General features: G+C 65.0%; 17 protein-coding genes. 13 read left to right on the forward strand and 4 right to left on the reverse strand.

Features of this window, described 5'->3' with window-relative positions:
- Window positions 1-6 precede the first annotated feature (6 nt).
- From CKO23_RS05925 to glmS, 12 genes are all read left to right on the forward strand, one after another.
- On the forward strand, window positions 7-939 hold the full coding sequence (locus CKO23_RS05925; protein ID WP_200329037.1) for a ParB/RepB/Spo0J family partition protein: 933 nt from the start codon (window positions 7-9) through the stop codon (window positions 937-939).
- Window positions 940-1114: 175 nt separating this feature from the next.
- On the forward strand, window positions 1115-1495 hold the full coding sequence (locus tag CKO23_RS05930; RefSeq protein WP_200329039.1) for an ATP synthase subunit I: 381 nt from the start codon (window positions 1115-1117) through the stop codon (window positions 1493-1495).
- Between the two features lie 9 nt (window positions 1496-1504).
- Window positions 1505-2374, forward strand: a complete 870-nt coding sequence (gene atpB, locus CKO23_RS05935; protein ID WP_200329041.1) for a F0F1 ATP synthase subunit A — start codon at window positions 1505-1507, stop codon at window positions 2372-2374.
- Between the two features lie 99 nt (window positions 2375-2473).
- Window positions 2474-2725: a F0F1 ATP synthase subunit C gene (gene atpE, locus CKO23_RS05940; RefSeq protein WP_012969289.1), complete on the forward strand. Its 252-nt coding sequence runs from the start codon at window positions 2474-2476 to the stop codon at window positions 2723-2725.
- A gap of 79 nt (window positions 2726-2804) precedes the next feature.
- Window positions 2805-3275, forward strand: coding sequence for a F0F1 ATP synthase subunit B (locus CKO23_RS05945; protein WP_200329043.1), 471 nt, complete (start codon window positions 2805-2807; stop codon window positions 3273-3275).
- Between the two features lie 9 nt (window positions 3276-3284).
- The gene (locus CKO23_RS05950) at window positions 3285-3824 is read left to right on the forward strand and encodes a F0F1 ATP synthase subunit delta (RefSeq protein WP_200329044.1); all 540 of its coding nucleotides are present in this window, start codon (window positions 3285-3287) and stop codon (window positions 3822-3824) included.
- A 13-nt stretch (window positions 3825-3837) separates the two neighbouring features.
- A complete protein-coding gene (gene atpA, locus CKO23_RS05955; protein ID WP_200329046.1) occupies window positions 3838-5379 on the forward strand; it encodes a F0F1 ATP synthase subunit alpha in 1542 nt (513 codons plus the stop codon).
- A gap of 137 nt (window positions 5380-5516) precedes the next feature.
- Entirely contained in the window at window positions 5517-6380 is an 864-nt protein-coding gene (gene atpG / locus CKO23_RS05960) for a F0F1 ATP synthase subunit gamma (RefSeq protein ID WP_200329048.1), read from the forward strand.
- Between the two features lie 88 nt (window positions 6381-6468).
- A complete protein-coding gene (atpD, locus tag CKO23_RS05965; protein ID WP_200329050.1) occupies window positions 6469-7851 on the forward strand; it encodes a F0F1 ATP synthase subunit beta in 1383 nt (460 codons plus the stop codon).
- 12 nt (window positions 7852-7863) lie between these two features.
- A complete protein-coding gene (locus CKO23_RS05970) occupies window positions 7864-8289 on the forward strand; it encodes a F0F1 ATP synthase subunit epsilon (RefSeq protein WP_200329052.1) in 426 nt (141 codons plus the stop codon).
- Window positions 8290-8630: 341 nt separating this feature from the next.
- The gene (gene glmU / locus CKO23_RS05975; protein WP_200329054.1) at window positions 8631-9995 is read left to right on the forward strand and encodes a bifunctional UDP-N-acetylglucosamine diphosphorylase/glucosamine-1-phosphate N-acetyltransferase GlmU; all 1365 of its coding nucleotides are present in this window, start codon (window positions 8631-8633) and stop codon (window positions 9993-9995) included.
- Between the two features lie 113 nt (window positions 9996-10108).
- Complete coding sequence (gene glmS, locus CKO23_RS05980; RefSeq protein WP_200329056.1) at window positions 10109-11941, forward strand: glutamine--fructose-6-phosphate transaminase (isomerizing); 1833 nt, start codon at window positions 10109-10111, stop codon at window positions 11939-11941.
- 126 nt (window positions 11942-12067) lie between these two features.
- Here glmS and CKO23_RS05985 read toward each other — a convergent pair whose 3' ends face one another.
- Genes CKO23_RS05985 through CKO23_RS06000 form a run of 4 tightly spaced genes read right to left on the reverse strand, consistent with a single transcriptional unit; the run spans window position 12068 to window position 15896 of the window.
- Complete coding sequence (locus CKO23_RS05985) at window positions 12068-12886, reverse strand: metal ABC transporter permease (RefSeq protein WP_200329058.1); 819 nt, start codon at window positions 12884-12886, stop codon at window positions 12068-12070.
- Window positions 12879-13475, reverse strand: a complete 597-nt coding sequence (locus CKO23_RS05990) for an ATP-binding cassette domain-containing protein (protein ID WP_200329060.1) — start codon at window positions 13473-13475, stop codon at window positions 12879-12881. The genes CKO23_RS05985 and CKO23_RS05990 overlap by 8 nt, the downstream gene beginning before the upstream one ends.
- Complete coding sequence (locus tag CKO23_RS05995; protein ID WP_200329062.1) at window positions 13472-14362, reverse strand: metal ABC transporter substrate-binding protein; 891 nt, start codon at window positions 14360-14362, stop codon at window positions 13472-13474. Before CKO23_RS05995 ends, CKO23_RS05990 begins: the two co-directional genes overlap by 4 nt.
- Before the next feature lie 13 nt (window positions 14363-14375).
- On the reverse strand, window positions 14376-15896 hold the full coding sequence (locus CKO23_RS06000) for a TonB-dependent receptor (RefSeq protein ID WP_200329064.1): 1521 nt from the start codon (window positions 15894-15896) through the stop codon (window positions 14376-14378).
- 106 nt (window positions 15897-16002) lie between these two features.
- Between CKO23_RS06000 and CKO23_RS06005 the strand changes: the two genes are divergently transcribed.
- A complete protein-coding gene (locus CKO23_RS06005; RefSeq protein WP_200329065.1) occupies window positions 16003-16266 on the forward strand; it encodes a hypothetical protein in 264 nt (87 codons plus the stop codon).
- The last annotated feature ends 230 nt before the right edge of the window (window positions 16267-16496 follow it).

Here is a 16496-nt window from a genome sequence, read left to right on the forward strand (position 1 = left end):
GGACGCATGGATATCGAGCAAAAGTCTTCCGTCAAGAAGAAGGGTCTGGGTCGCGGTCTGGATGCCCTGCTCGGTGCCGCGCGCACGCCGCCGGTGGCCGTCGAGTCAGGCGCCGAGGGTGGTAGCGTTGCCCAGGCATCCGAGCAGGTCGCTCGCCTGCCGCTGGAGCATATTCAGCGTGGTCGCTACCAGCCGCGCCGCGACTTCGATCCGGACGCCATGCGCGAGCTTGCCGACTCCATCCTGGCGCAGGGTGTGATCCAGCCGGTGGTGGTGCGCCCGCTCCCGGAGCCTGCGGAGGGTGTGGCGCGCTACGAACTGATTGCCGGCGAGCGGCGCTGGCGCGCCTGCCAGCAGGCGGGAATCGCGGAGATCCCGGTCGTCATCCGCGAGGTCGACGAGCAGTCGGCCCTGGCGATCGGGCTCATCGAGAACATCCAGCGGGCGGACCTCAACCCACTGGAGGAGGCCAGCGCCCTGGAGCGGCTGATCGCCGAGTTCGGCCTGACCCATCAGCAGATCGCCGAGGCCGTGGGCAAGTCCCGCACCATGGTGACCAACCTGCTGCGCCTGCTGGAACTCAATGCCGATGTGAAGGCGCTGGTCGAGCAGTCGCGCCTGGAGATGGGGCACGCGCGCGCGCTTCTTGGGCTGAAGGGCGCCGCCCAGAGCCAGGCGGCGCGCCAGGTGGTCGCCGGCGGACTCTCGGTGCGCGAGACCGAGCGCATGGTGCGGCGGCTCCAGCAGGCGGAGGACGTCGGCGCGAGCGGATCGACGCAACCGGAGCCGGATCCGAATATCCGTCGCCTACAGACCGACCTGACCGACAAGCTCGGTGCGCGCGTGCAGATCCAGCACGGCAATCGCGGCTCGGGCAAGCTGGTCATCGCCTACAACACCCTCGATGAGCTCGACGGGATACTGGCGCATATCAAGTGAGCGCCGCGTCGCCGGGGGCCTCGATCGCGGGCGGTTTCGCGCATCGCAGGATCCGCTTGGCCTCAGATCGATGAATGGATGCATCTAAATTCCTTGGGTTGCGTTGACCCTATATCCGTAACCCCTTATACTTCGCGCCCGGTGAGCCAGGCGCTCACCAACTCGCGATGATCTGATGCAACAGCCTGACGCGCACCGGGCCAAGAGGATCCTAAAGATCCAATTCCTTCTTGGCCTGTTTTTAGCATTCGCAGCTCTGCCGTTTGGCGTTCCAGTTGCAATTTCAGTGCTGATCGGGGCCGGAACCTGCGTGCTGGCAAACGCCATGCTCGTCGGTTGGGTTTTTCGCGAATACCGTGCTCAACAGCCAGAGCGGCTTCTTGCCCGTTTCTACGGTGCCGAGGCCGCCAAGATCGTATTGATCGTCGGTGTATTCGCCGTTGCCTTCGCAACGCTCGACGACTTGAACATAGCGGCATTGCTTGCGGCCTATTTTCTGGTCCAGGTCGTTGCAACTGTCATTGCCGCTCAACTGGACAGCCGAACCACGAAGTGAGAATGATCGATGTCTTCTGCTGAAACGCTCACCTCCCAGCAATATATCCAGCACCATCTCACGAACCTGACGCTCGGATTTCATCCGGAGCATGGGCTTGGCTTTGCGCACGATAGCGCGGAGGCGGCTGAGATGGGGTTCTGGGCGATCAACGTCGACACCATGTTCTTCTCGATCCTGCTTGGTTCGGTGTTCATCTGGCTGTTCCGTAAGGTCGCCGAGAGTGCCACCGCCGGCGTTCCGGGCGGCGCCCAGAATTTCGTCGAGTGGATCGTCGACTTCGTCGAGGAGAACGTTCGCGGCTCCTTCAGCGGGAAGAACCCCATGGTCGCCCCCTTGGCGCTGACCATCTTCGTCTGGGTCTTCCTCATGAACCTCATGGATCTGCTCCCGGTCGACCTGATTCCGCATCTCTTCGGTCAGCTGATGGCCGTCTTCGGTGCCGACCCGCATCATGTCTATCTGAAAGTGGTCCCCACCACCGACCCGAACGCCACCTTCGGCATGGCGCTGATGGTCTTTTTCATGGTGCTCTACTACAGCGTCAAGATGAAAGGCGTCGGCGGCTTTCTTGGCGAGCTGACCCTGCAGCCCTTCGGCAAGTGGGGCATGCCGGCCAACCTCATTCTCGAGGGGATCAGTCTGCTGTCGAAACCCGTCTCGCTGGCGCTGCGGTTGTTCGGCAACATGTACGCTGGCGAAATGATCTTTATCCTCATCGCGCTGCTCTATGGCGGCGGGGTGGTGCTCGATGGAACGGCTGGAGTGCTTCAGTTCGTCTGGGCCGTGTTCCATATCCTCATTATTACGCTTCAGGCGTTCATCTTCATGGTGCTGACCATCGTCTATCTCGACATGGCCCATCAGGAGCATCACTGATCGCGTCTGTTGTCCATCTGATTCGACCGTTCTTCTTTCATCAGGCTTTTTAGTCTTCGTTCATTAACCGTCTTAACTCACTAACCCCTGGGGGATCTCATGGAGCTCGAAGTCGCACAAGCATTCGCTATGGCTATCAAATTCATCGGCGCTGGCCTCATGCTCGGCCTCGGTGCAGTTGGCGCCGGCGTTGGCATCGGTGTCCTGGGTGGCCGCTTTCTGGAAGGCGCCGCGCGTCAGCCCGAGCTCATCCCGATGCTCCGCACCCAGTTCTTCATCGTCATGGGTCTGGTCGACGCGCTGCCAGTCATCGCGATCGCCATGGGTCTGTACCTGATGTTCGCTGCCTAATACCGCGTCCGGCTCAGCCGGGGCCGGGCTAGCGCCTGTCACCCTGACTTGGTTCGAGGCTAAGGCACGAGGCAACGATATGAATATCAATCTGACTCTGTTCGCCCAGATGATCACCTTCGCGGTGTTCGTCGGGTTCTGTATGAAGTATGTCTGGCCCCCCATCGTGAATGCGTTGGCGGAGCGTAAGGCGAAAATCGCGGAAGGTCTCGCTGCCGGCGAACGTGGCCATCAAGAAAAGGCTCTTGGTGAGCAGCGCGCGCTCGAAGTGATGAAGGAGGCGAAGGCCACCGCGGCCGAGATCGTCGGTCAGGCGCAGAAGCGCGCGACCGATATCGTCGAGGAGGCCAAGGTCGATGCGCGCACCGAGGGTGATCGCATCGTTGCCGCGGCTCAGGCGGAGATCGAGCGTGAGGCCAACCGTGCGCGCGAGGAGCTGCGCGAGAAGGTCGCGACGCTCGCCATCGCTGCCGCCGAGAAGATCCTCAAGAAAGAGATTGACATCGATATCCATCGGTCGATCGTTGACGATTTCGCCAAGCAGCTCTAGGGAATCACCATGGCCGGAGATATCACCACCATCGCGCGCCCCTATGCCGAAGCGGTCTTCGAGCGCGCTAAGGAAGCCGGGCAGATCGCTGCTTGGTCCGAGGCGCTGGCGTTGCTATCAGCGGTGACGTCCGATCCCCAAGTGGCCGCCCAGATCGGCAATCCAACCGTGCCGAGAGAGTCGATCCGCGACCTCGTCCTCGAGGTCTGCGGCGACGCACTGCCCGCGGAAGCCGTCAATCTCTTGAAGTTGCTGACGCTCAATGCGCGGCTCGATGCGGTCTGCGAGATCGCTCGACTGTTCGAGGAGCGGCGCATCGCCGATGAGGGCGTCCGGCATGTCCTGGTCCGCAGCGCCTTCGAGGTGGATGCCGAGCAGCAGGAAGCGCTTGCGAAGGCGCTTTCCAAGCGTCTGGGCGGTCAGGTCGACCTTGAGGTCGAGACGGACAGCGCCCTGCTCGGCGGCATCGAGATTCGCGCTGGCGACCTCGTGATCGACGACTCGGTCCGCGGCAAGATCAAGCAACTCGCCCACGCTTTGCAATTCTGAACTGGACACCGCCATGCAACTGAATCCATCCGAGATCAGCGATCTCATCAAACAGAAGATCGAGAAGTTCGATCTTCAGACCGAGGCCCGGACCGAAGGGTCGATCGTCAGTCTGACCGACGGCATCGTGCGTATTCACGGTCTGTCCGACGCGCAGTACTACGAGATGCTCGAGTTTCCGGGCGACACCTATGGACTGGCGCTGAACCTGGAGCGTGACTCGGTTGGCGCGGTCATCCTGGGTGACTACACGCACCTCTCCGAAGGCGATTGGGTTCGCTGCACGGGGCGTGTGCTTGAAGTTCCGGTTGGCGAGGGCCTGCTGGGTCGCGTCGTCGACGCACTGGGTAATCCCCTAGACGGCAAGGGTCCGATCGACGCCGCCGGGACGTCCCCGATCGAGAAGGTGGCGCCTGGCGTTATCGCCCGCCAGTCGGTCGACCAGCCGGTTCAGACCGGCCTCAAGGCCATCGACGCCATGGTGCCGGTCGGCCGCGGCCAGCGCGAGCTGATCATCGGCGACCGCCAGACCGGTAAGACGGCTGTCGCGATCGACGCCATCATCAATCAGAAAGACACCGGCGTTAAGTGTATCTACGTCGCCGTCGGCCAGAAGAACTCCTCCATCGCCGGCATCGTGCGCAAGCTCGAAGAGCACGGCGCCATGGATCACACGATCATCGTCGCCGCACCGGCGGCCGATTCCGCGGCCATGCAGTTCCTCGCACCCTACGCGGGCTGCACCATGGGCGAGTACTTTCGCGACAAGGGCGAAGATGCCCTCATCGTCTACGACGACCTCACCAAGCAGGCGTGGGCCTATCGTCAGGTCTCGCTGCTGCTGCGCCGTCCGCCGGGTCGCGAGGCCTATCCGGGCGACGTCTTCTACCTGCACTCGCGTCTGCTGGAGCGCGCCGCGCGCGTCAATGCCGACTATGTCGCGAAAGCCACCAACGGCAAGGTCACCGGCAAGACCGGATCGCTGACGGCGCTGCCGATCATCGAGACCCAGGCTGGCGACGTGTCCGCCTTCGTTCCGACCAACGTCATCTCCATCACGGACGGTCAGATCTTCCTGGAGACCGACCTCTTCAACGCGGGTATCCGTCCGGCCATCAACGCCGGTCTCTCGGTGTCTCGTGTCGGTGGTGCGGCCCAGACCAAGATCATCAAGAAGCTTGGTGGCGGTATTCGTCTGGCACTCGCCCAGTATCGTGAGCTGGCGGCCTTCTCGCAGTTCGCCTCCGACCTCGACGAGTCGACCCGCAAGCAGCTGCAGCGCGGTGAGCGCGTGACCGAGCTGATGAAGCAGCTCCAGTACTCGCCAATGAGCGTTGGTCAGATGGCGATTTCGCTGTTCGCGGCGAATGAAGGCTACCTCGATGACGTCGACGTCAAGAAGGTCGTGGATTTCGAGCATGCCTTGCAGAGCTACATGAAGTCCGCACAGGCGGAGTTGCTCGCAAAGATCGATTCCACGGGCGACTACAACGACGAGATCCAGCAGGGTATGCATGCTGCGATCAAGGACTTCAAAGCCAATAACACCTGGTAAAACAGCCACCAGCAGCCAGCTGCCAACCTCTAGCGGAGGTCTTGGCGGCTGGCGCGGTGCGTTTTGACAAGTATCGAACCTCCTCAGCCCCAGGCCGACCGTCTGGCGGCTGGACGCTGGAGGCTGGGAGCTAAAGAATGGCAGGCGCCAAAGAAATCCGCACCAAGATCGCGAGCATCAAGAGCACGCAGAAGATCACCAAGGCCATGCAGATGGTCGCGGCATCCAAGATGCGCAAGGCCCAGGATCGCATGTCCGCCTCCCGCCCCTACGCGGAGAAGATGCTCCAGGTCATCAGTCACTTGGCGAATGCGACGCCCGAGTATCGCCATTCCTTCATGGCGGTCGAGCGTCAGCGCAAGCGTATCGGCTACATCGTCGTCTCTTCCGACCGCGGACTCTGCGGTGGCTTGAACAGCAACCTGTTCCGCCGTTTGCTGGCCGAGATCAAGGAGAAGCGTGCGGCTGGCATCGAGCCGATCTTCTGCACCATCGGCTCCAAGGCGTTGGGCTTCTTCAAGCGTTTCGGCGGCGATGTCAAGGCGCAGGCGACGCAACTCGGGGACAAGCCGCACATCGAGGACCTGATCGGTACGGTCAAGGTCATGCTGGACGCCTTCGAGGCCGGTGAGATCGATGCGATCTACGTCGCGAGCAATGAGTTCGTGAACACCATGACCCAGCGCCCCGTGATTCGTCAGCTGGTCCCCATCGTCGGGGGCAAGCGCGACAACATGCCCTATCACTGGGACTACATCTACGAGCCCGACGCCCACACGGTCCTGGACGCGCTGCTGACGCGCTACATCGAGTCGCTCGTCTATCAGGCGGTTGTCGAGAACGGCGCCTGCGAGCAGTCCGCGCGCATGGTCGCGATGAAGGCTGCCTCGGACAACGCCGGCAACCTGATCGGCGAGCTGCAGCTCGTCTACAACAAGGCGCGCCAGGCCGCGATCACGCAGGAACTCTCCGAGATCGTGAGCGGCGCCGCGGCGGTGTGACCGCTCCGCCGTCGTTGGTGAACCAGTTGTGGAACCCAGATCCAGACAGAATCGCTAGACGCCGCAAGGCAGAAGAGGAAAAGACATTATGAGTTCCGGGAACGTGGTGGAAATCATCGGTGCCGTCGTGGACGTTCAGTTCCCACGCGGCGAGATGCCCAAGATCTATGAAGCCCTGAGGATCGACTCGGTTGGGTTGACGCTCGAGGTTCAGCAGCAACTCGGCGATGGCGTGGTGCGTACCATCGCCATGGGCTCGACCGACGGTCTGCAGCGCGGCGTCGATGTCACGATGACGGGCGCGCCGATTCAGGTGCCGGTCGGTCAGAAGACCCTCGGGCGCATCATGGACGTGCTGGGCAACGCCATCGACGAGATGGGCGACGTCCAGAGCGAGGAGCGCTGGTCCATCCACCGCGCGGCGCCCAAGCTGGAAGACCAGGCGACCTCCACCGAGATCCTGGAGACCGGCATCAAGGTCATCGACCTCATCATGCCGATCGTCAAGGGCGGTAAGGTCGGACTCTTCGGGGGCGCTGGCGTCGGCAAGACCGTGACCCTGATGGAACTCATCCGCAACATCGCCGCCGAGCATTCCGGCTTCTCGGTGTTCGCCGGTGTCGGCGAGCGTACCCGCGAGGGCAACGACTTCTATCACGAGATGAAGGAGTCGAACGTTCTCGATAAGGTGGCACTGGTCTACGGCCAGATGAACGAGCCCCCGGGCAACCGTCTGCGCGTGGCGCTCACCGGCCTTACCATGGCCGAGTACTTCCGCGAGGAAGGCCGCGACGTGCTGCTGTTCATCGACAACATCTACCGCTACACCCTGGCCGGTACCGAGGTGTCCGCGCTGCTCGGCCGCATGCCGTCCGCCGTGGGCTATCAGCCGACCCTGGCCTCCGAGATGGGCGCCCTGCAGGAGCGCATCACCTCGACCCGCACCGGCTCGATCACCTCCTTCCAGGCGGTGTACGTGCCCGCGGACGACTTGACCGACCCCTCGCCGGCCACCACCTTCGCGCATTTGGACGCGACCCTGGTGCTCTCGCGTCAGATCGCCGAGCTGGGCATCTACCCGGCCGTGGATCCGCTGGACTCCACCAGCCGTATCCTCGACCCCAATGTCGTGGGCACCGAGCACTACGACACCGCCCGCGCGGTGCAGGGGACGCTGCAGCGTTACAAGGAGCTCAAGGACATCATCGCGATCCTGGGCATGGACGAGCTGTCGGAGGAAGACAAGCTCACCGTCTCCCGCGCGCGCAAGATCCAGCGCTTCCTGTCGCAGCCCTTCTTCGTGGCCGAGGTCTTCACCGGCGCGCCCGGTAAGTTCGTTCCCGTGAAGGACACCATCAAGGACTTCAAGGCAATCGTCGCCGGCGAGTACGATCACCTCCCCGAGCAGGCCTTCTACATGGTTGGCGGGATCGCCGAGGCCGTGGCCAAAGCCGAAAAGATGGCCAGCTAAGGGGGTTCTCCCATGGCAATGACAATCCACGTCGACATCGTCAGTGCGGAGGGGGCCATCCACTCCGGCACGGCGACCATGGTGTACGCCACCGCCGAGATGGGCGAGGTCGGTATCGCGCCCCGCCACACGGCCTTCATCAGCCGGCTGCGACCGGGTGACGTGCGCGTCCAGAATGAGCAGGGCGAGCAGGAGCACTTCTACGTCTCCGGTGGCATGCTGGAGGTGCAGCCGAGTGTGGTGACCGTGCTGGCGGACACCGCGATCCGCGCCCATGACTTGGACGAGGCGGCGGCTATCGAGGCCAAGCGCAGTGCCGAGGAGGCACTGGCCGGGCACACTGCTGAGTTCGAGTACGCCAAGGCCCAAGCCGAACTGGCCGAGGCGGTGGCTCAGCTGCGCACGATCGAGAAGCTCCGCAAACTCAGAGGCGGCTGATCTGGATCGCTGGCGGTCTCGCGCCTGACGTCTTACGCAATGAGCGCCCCTGGTCGGTTTGACAGGGGCGTTCGCGTTTTTAGGGGCCTGTCCTCGGGCCGGACGACGGCTTCGCTTCCCATGACCCAAAACCTGACCTTCACGGATGATCTTGACAAGGGTTCGCCGGGAGATGGGAATCACCCGCTCGCTGGCAAGGCGCTGAAGCGCTACGTCTGCGTTCGGAGGTCCGCGACCCAATGCACTCCGAGCTGAACGCGCAGCATCCCGCTCACGCCGTGCTTCACTGACGTGGAGGTCGCCTCTCGCGTCCGAAGGCCGCAACAAGGAATGGTGATTCTATGAAACTTGGTGTCGTGATCTTGGCCGCCGGGCTGGGCAAACGCATGCGCTCCGAGCTGCCCAAGGTGCTGCATCCGCTGGCGGGTCGGCCGCTGCTCGGACATGTTCTGGAGGCTTCGCGGCAGCTCGCTCCCGAGCGGATCGTCGTGGTTCACGGGCATGGCGGCGAGCGCGTGAAGGCGACCTTCGCGGATCACGACTGCGTCTGGGTCGAGCAGGCCGAGCAGCGCGGGACCGGGCACGCGGTGATTCAGGCGATGCCGGCGGTGTCGGACCTCGACCGCGTCCTCGTGCTCTACGGGGATGTGCCCTTGATTTCGCCCGCGACCTTGCGCGCCCTCCTCGACGCAAGCACGCGGACCCGGCTCGGGCTCCTGACCGCCGAACTCGTCGATCCGCGCGGTTACGGTCGCATCATTCGCGATGCGCAGAATCGCGTGGTGCGCATCGTCGAGGAGAAGGATGCGAGCACGGAGCAGCGCGGTATTCAGGAGATCAATACGGGTTTCCTGGTCGCCGACCGACATCGCCTCTCCGAGTGGTTGGGTGCGATCCGCGACGACAACGCCCAGGGCGAATATTACCTGACCGATATCATCGGTCTCGCGGCGGACGAGGGTGTCCCCATCGCCACGACCCAGCCGGCCGAGCTGGCCGAGATCGCCGGCGTCAACGACCGGGTGCAGCTCGCGGACCTCGAACGCATCTACCAGCGCTGGGCCGCGGAGGATCTGATGCGCTCCGGGGTGGCCCTGGCGGACCCCAATCGTTTCGACCTGCGCGGACGGTTGGTGGCCGAGCGGGACGTTCACATCGATATCAACGTCATCGTTGAAGGCGATGTCCGGCTCGCCTCCGGCGTGCGTATCGGCCCCAACTGCGTCCTCAAGGACTGCGTGATCGGCGCCCAGACCGAGGTCATGGCCAACTGCGTGATCGAGGGTGCGGTCGTGGGGCGCAATGCCCGCATCGGTCCCTTCGCCAGGCTGCGTCCGCAGGCCGAACTCGCCGACGATACCCATGTCGGCAACTTCGTCGAGATCAAGAAATCGCGGCTCGGCAAGGGCAGCAAGGCCAACCACCTCACCTACCTGGGCGATGCTGAGGTCGGCGAAGGCGTCAACATTGGCGCGGGCACCATCACCTGCAACTACGACGGCGCCAACAAATCCCGGACCACCATCGGCGACCGCGCCTTCATCGGGTCCAACACGGCCCTGGTCGCGCCCGTTTCCGTTGGCGATGGGGCGACCATTGGTGCCGGGTCGGTGGTGACCAAGGACGCCCCGCCCGATGCGCTCACCCTCTCCCGGGCGCGGCAGGCCACCTTGAAGGCCTGGGTGCGTCCGACCAAGAAAGGCTGAGTGGATCATGCGGCGGCGATGCGCTCGCCGGGGCGCTTGCTCATCTCGTTGATTCGCTCATCTCATTGATTCGCTGATCTCATTGAGTCGATTACATCTGGGGGACCAGGACTATGTGCGGAATCGTGGGTGCCATCGCTCAACGCCCGGTTGCGGCGATCCTGCTGGAAGGGCTGCGCCGGCTCGAGTACCGGGGCTACGACTCGGCCGGGATCGCCGTGCTGGATCCCAGCGGCCAACTCAGTCGCGTCCGTACCCTGGGGAAGGTGTCGCGCCTGGTGGAGGAGGTTGCCGCCAATCCCCTGGCGGGGACCCTGGGCATCGCCCATACGCGCTGGGCGACGCACGGCGAGCCGGCGACGCACAACGCCCATCCCCACGTCAGCCATGACCGCTGCGCCATCGTCCACAACGGCATCGTCGAGAACCATGAGGAACTGAGGCGCGAGCAGATCGCCGCGGGTCACCGCTTCACCTCCGAGACGGACACCGAGGTCGTCGTCCACGCCATCTACGACGAACTGGCCAGGGGCGCGTCCCTCATCGATGCGGTCCGCCAGGCCGCGACCCGGCTGCGCGGCGCCTACGCGCTCGGCGTCATCGACAGCGAAGACCCTGGGCACCTGGTGGCTGCTCGGCAGGGCAGTCCCTTGGTCATCGGCGTCGGCTTCGGCGAGCACTTCATCGCCTCCGACGTCTTCGCCCTGCTCCCCGTGACCAACCGCTTCATCTTCCTCGAAGAAGGCGACATCGCCGAGCTGACCCTGGAGTCGGTGCGCATCTGGGATCGCGATGGGCAAGCGGTCGAACGCCCGATCAAGACCTCGTCGGTCTCCGCGGATGCCACCGAGCGCGGCGAATACCGCCACTACATGCTCAAAGAGATCTTCGAGCAGCCGCGGGCGATCGCCGATACCTTGGATGGTCGGCTCGCCGGCAATCGCATCCTGCCCGAGTCCTTCGGCAATCAAGCCTCGGAGCTGTTCGCGAGCATCGAAGCGGTCACCATCGTCGCCTGCGGCACCAGCTTCCATGCGGCCCTGGTCGCGCGCTATTGGATGGAGGCCATCGCGGGGATTCCCTGTCAGGTCGAGGTCGCCAGCGAGTACCGCTACCGCAGCCATGTCGTGGCGAAGAATGCCCTCTTCGTCACCATTTCCCAGTCCGGCGAGACGGCCGACTCCCTTGCCGCGCTGCGCCAGGCCAAGGCGTCCGGCTACCAGACCACCCTGGCCATCTGCAACGTGCCCGAGAGTTCGCTGGTGCGCGAGTCCGACCTGGTCTTCCTCACCCACGCCGGCCCCGAGATCGGCGTCGCCTCGACCAAGGCGTTCACGACGCAGCTGATCGCGCTCTTTCTGCTCACCATCACCCTGGGGCGTTTCAAGCGGCTGGAGGCGTCCGACGAGGCGCGGCTGGTCGAGCTGCTGCGCTCCGTGCCCGCCAAGATCGAGGAGGTGTTGGCGCTCGACTCAAGCATCGCCGCCTTGGCCGAGCAATTCGTCGACAAGCAGCACACCCTCTTCCTGGGGCGCGGCGAGCAATACCCCATCGCCATGGAAGGCGCGCTCAAGCTCAAGGAAATCTCCTACATCCACGCCGAGGCCTACCCCGCTGGCGAACTCAAGCACGGCCCGCTCGCGCTTATCGACGAGCAGATGCCCGTCGTCGCCGTCGCGCCCAACAACGCCCTGCTGGAAAAGCTCAAGTCCAACCTGGAAGAAGTCCGTGCCCGTGGTGGCCAGCTGTATGTCTTTGCCGACTTCCAGGTCCCGCTCGACGAAGGGGAGGGCGTCACCGTCATCCGCTTGCCAGAGACCGACGACCTCATCGACCCCATCGTCTTCACGATCCCCTTGCAGCTCTTGGCCTATCACGTCGCCGTGCTCAAGGGGACGGATGTCGATCAGCCTCGCAATCTCGCGAAATCGGTCACCGTTGAGTAGCTGATGTCAGGCCGTGACACCGCGTCTGCTCCATCCTCAAGGCGGTTCTCCAGTCAAGCAATAGCGGAAGCGCGCTCCCAGTCGGTGCGCGCTTGGTCCCCGCGAAATGCGAGCGGCAGCAAGGTGTCACGAAGCGCTCACCGATCCCCTCCACGCCTTGGGCAGTAGCATGCTTGCCGCGATGCCGAGGAGCACGGCGACGAGCATTGGCCCGAAGGGCTGGTCGAGCTGGAGTGCAAGCGCGAAGGCGACGAGGTATCCGCCCACTCCGACGAGCCCGGAGCCGATCAGGGTCCAGCGCCAGCTGGGGGCGATCCGAAAGACCACCCACGCGGGAATGAGGACCAGCGCGAAGGCACCCATGAGACCGACGGTGAGGGTGCCGATCGCCAGGGTCGCGGCGGCGAGCAGATCCATCGCGAGATGCCAGCGCCAGGCAGGCAGGGCGTTGGCCTGCTCGAAGCGTGGAAAGAAGCGGCTGCGCAGGAGCTGCGGGAGGATGCGCGGCAGGATCCAAAGGGCCGCGACGATGAGCGCCAGGGCCGCGACCAGCTCGACGACGCCCGCAAAGTAGAGCTGCCCCTCCACCAAGGCGTGCGCGAGCCGCTCGCCCAGCTCGGTATTGGCGCCGATCAGCAGGGTCGCGGACCAGCCAACAAGAATCATGAAGGCATAGGCGAGATTGCCGCGCGCCTCGAAGCGCGTCTTGAGTGCGCCGCCGGCCAGCGCGCCCGCCGTGCCTCCCACCAGCGTCGGCAGGCCCAAGGCACTGCCCAGCAGCGCGCTCGCCGCCGCGAGATGTGAAAGCCCGAGTGCCGCGAGCCATTCGTCGCGCAGCATCAGCAGGGCGCCGATGACCGGCAGCAGGGTGGCCAGCAGCAATCCGGTCAGGAGCGGCAGGCGAAACAGCGGATCGCTCAGGGATGCAAGCCAGGCGTCAAGCATGTTTCACCTCGCCCGTTTCGAGCTCGAGCAGGTGCGAGCAGGTTTGCTGAAGGAACTCCCGATCATGGCTGACCAGCGCCAGCGCCTGGCTCGAATGGCGTGTCTGCAGGATCTCGATCAGCTGTTCGCGTCGGCCTGGGTCCAGATTGTTGGTGGGCTCGTCGAGCAAGACCAGATCGGCCTCCGTGGCGAGCGCGGACCAGATCCACAGCAGCTGATACTGACCGCCGCTGAGCCGGTCGATCCGCTGCCGCAGGAGGCCCGTGAGCGCCTTTGGCGCACCCTGAGTCGTCGCGCCCGCGGCGCGCAGCAGCTCGCGCCCGGTGATGGGCATGGCCGGCAGGCGCAGGGGCTGCTGATCCAGGTAGGCGATGCGCAGGCCGGGCGCCCGCTCGATGCGTCCGGCGAAGACCTGGGCCGCGCGGCCAATGGCCTTGAGCAGGGTCGACTTGCCCGTCCCGTTCGGACCCCAGATGCCGAGCCGCTCGCCACGCCGCAGCGAGAGGGAGAGCGGGCCGACCACCGGCCGGCGATAGCCGGCGGTCAGACCCTCGAGGCGGATCAGGACATCCTCGGCCGCCGCGCTCATGGCCCGGACGCGATCGCCTCGACCCAGACGTCCAGGTGCGCCAGGTAGCCGTTGCCGTCCGCCTTCAGCGGCGGCTCCAGGCTCAGGCGCGCCGCCTGCCAGCCGAGATCGCGCGCGAGCTTCTGCGCGGCTTTGGGCGCTTGGTAGGGCGCATAGATGATGACCCCGCGCTGGCCCTCGAGCCTGGCGGTCAGCTCGCTGAGGTAGCGCCCGCTTGGCGGCACGCCGGGAACGGCCTCGATGGTGCCGAGCAGCGGGACGCCGAAGCGCTCGAGCAGATAGATGGCGTCACGGTGATAGAGCAGGACCCCAGGGGCATTCGCGAGCCGCGCCCGCCAGCCGGGGAGACGCTGCTCAACCGCACTGGCGAAGGTCTCGGCTCCCTGGCGATAGGCAGCGGCCCCGCCGGGATCGAGCTGCGCCATGCGCTCGGCGAGCGCGCGGGCGATGGTCGTCATCCGCACCGGGTCCATGTCGACGTGCGGATTGCCGACCGGGTGGACGTCGCCGAGCGCGCGGTCGGCCGGCCCGCCGGCATCCAAGAGCGGCACCTGGGCCGCCGCCTCGAAATAGCCCGCGCGACCCGGCTGGATGGCGGGATTCGCCGCGCTGGCGATGGCCGGCGGCAGCCAGCCGATCTCCAGCTCGGCGCCGATGGCGACCACCAGGTCGGCCGAGCGCAGTGCGCGGATCATGCTGGGCTTCACCTGCAACTGATGCAAGTCGCGGTCAGGTCCGGCGAGGATCCCGAGCTTGGCGCGGTCGCCCGCCACCGCGCGCACCAGGGCGCCCATGCTCGGACTGGTCGCGACCACCTCGAGCGGCGCGGCCCAGGCGCCGCCGAGACAGGTCAGGCCAATGCACATGAATAGCAGTCGCTTCAACATCTTGAACCTCCGATCAGAAGCTGTGGGCGCCATGGCTGCCCAGACTCACGAGAAATTGCAGATAGAAGGCGTCGAAGCGCTCGCGCTCGTTTTCGGCGACGAGGATGTCGTTGCGCGCGTACTGGGCGCGCAGCTGCGAGAACTCCGACAGGTTCCAGGTCAGGTTCAGTGTCCAACGATCGGATGAGCCGTAGCTCGCGTCGCCATCTCCGCTGACCTCGTTCGTCAGACCCAGAACGTCATAGCGCAGGCCGACCGTCCACTTGGGCGCGAAGCCATAGACGGCCTGGGCATAGAGCCCGTCCGTGGTAAAGGTGCGATTGGAGCCGAGGATCTCCTCGTGCGGACTCGAGCGGACATCGAGATCCTTGATCGCGCGCAGATACTCGGTTTGAAACTTCACATCGCCCTGACCATCGGGGCCAGCGCCGTCGTACTTGTAGACGACATCCAACCCCCACAAATCGGCGTCGCCCGCCAAGCCGTTCTCATGCACCTCGTCCTCGCCTTCATGCGTGTGGCTATGGACCTCTTGGTGCTGGCTGTTGTGGGCGTAGGAGAGGCCGAATTGCAGCGCATGGTTCTGGCCGAGGTCCGGCGCGACCTTGGCGAAGGCGGTCCAGAGGCGTGGACCGTCCTGGGTGTCACCCAGATTGAGCTCGGCCTGCTCCGCATCGTCCAGGGTGGCGCCGAAGAGCTCCTGATCGCCCTGCGCGGCCTCGACGCCAAGCAGCGTGTAGACCGGCAGCGGTGGCAGCCAGGTGAGCTGAACGCCCGTGTCCTGCAGACCGTGGTCCCCGAGCAGGTTGAGGTAAGGCAGGTTCTGGTCGACGAAGTCCCACTGATGCGGGTGCTGCTTGTTGATGTAGCCGAAGTCGCTCAGGAACTTGCCTGCCTTGATCCGCAGACCCTGCGGCAGATTGCGGGTCTGCATCCATGCCTCCTCCAAGTGCACGTCACCGTCGTCGGTTACCGCCAGATAGGCGGCGGCGTCGAAATAGGGATCGACGGTCGCGGAGAAGGCGATCTCCGCCTCGCGGAAGTTGAAGCCGTTCTCGGCGGTGCCGTGGGCGTGCGCATGCTCCGTCTCGTCGGCGTGCGCATGGGCGTGTCCGCCCGCGGGCTGCAGTGCCTCGCCGACCAGGGCTGCGCCAGCCCCATCGATGCCGTCGTGGTAGTAGTTGCCGTCCAGGATGACTGAAATCTGCGGATTGAAGGCGCTGCCGGAGGTCAGTGCACCCAAGCCTCCCCCCGTGGTGCTCGGCGTGCTGGCAACGGGTTGGGAAACGCTCGGCGCGCGCATCGGTTTGGACGCCGCCTCATCGGCCGGCCGGGTGCTCTCTTGGGGCGCCGAGTCTGCGCGCTCAGCCTTGGCCAGGCGGTGCTCCAGCGCCTGGATGCGCTGCTCGTAGTCCTGCTTCATGGAGCGGAGCATGGCCTTCAGCTCCGCGATCTCGGGGTCGGTGGCTGCGACGCTGGTCGCGGGGGCAAATACGGCGGACGCGATCGCGGCCGCCAATGCAGTCTTCTGCATGGTGGAAGCTCCTCATTGCGTTGGGGGCGCGCCGCCGTTTCAGGCAAGCGCGCGCTGCTCAGGCAATCAGAAGCGGTTTGGGTGGAGCGCGGGCGGAGTGGGGACGATGCGCGCGGTCGTCGCGCAGCAAGCCTTCGGGGCGCACCGATTGGAGCGCAACGACGCGGGGCGGTGCCGCGACGCTTGGCGGCAGCGCCGGCAGGGGCGCACTGCCAACGGCAATGGCGCACAGCTCGCAGACGCCCTCGTGGGGGTGGGAGAAATGGTCGATCTCGTGGAGCGCGAGCGCCGTCTGAGCGAGCAGCAGGACGGCGCAAGCCAGGGCGACGGCCCAGCTCGCGGCGGTTCGATCCTGTCTCGACGGCTGTGAAGGCATTGAAGCGAATGGCGCGCGATTGCTCGGATGAGTTGGTCGCCCATGGTAGCGGGCGCAATTCCGGCTCGGCAAGTCAGGATGGCGCGACGCGTCATCCTCAGCGCCTCCAGCGCGGTCTTGCGCTCGGTGTGATTCGGTCCGCGCCTCGGCAGCCGCTTGTCGCCGAGATTCCAGCCGGATCCTCTTGTGCCGAACACCTCGGCCAGGGCGCCCCTCGGCGCGCC

The organism is Thiocystis violacea (genome assembly GCF_016583565.1).
GTDB lineage: Bacteria > Pseudomonadota > Gammaproteobacteria > Chromatiales > Chromatiaceae > Thiorhodococcus > Thiorhodococcus violaceus_A.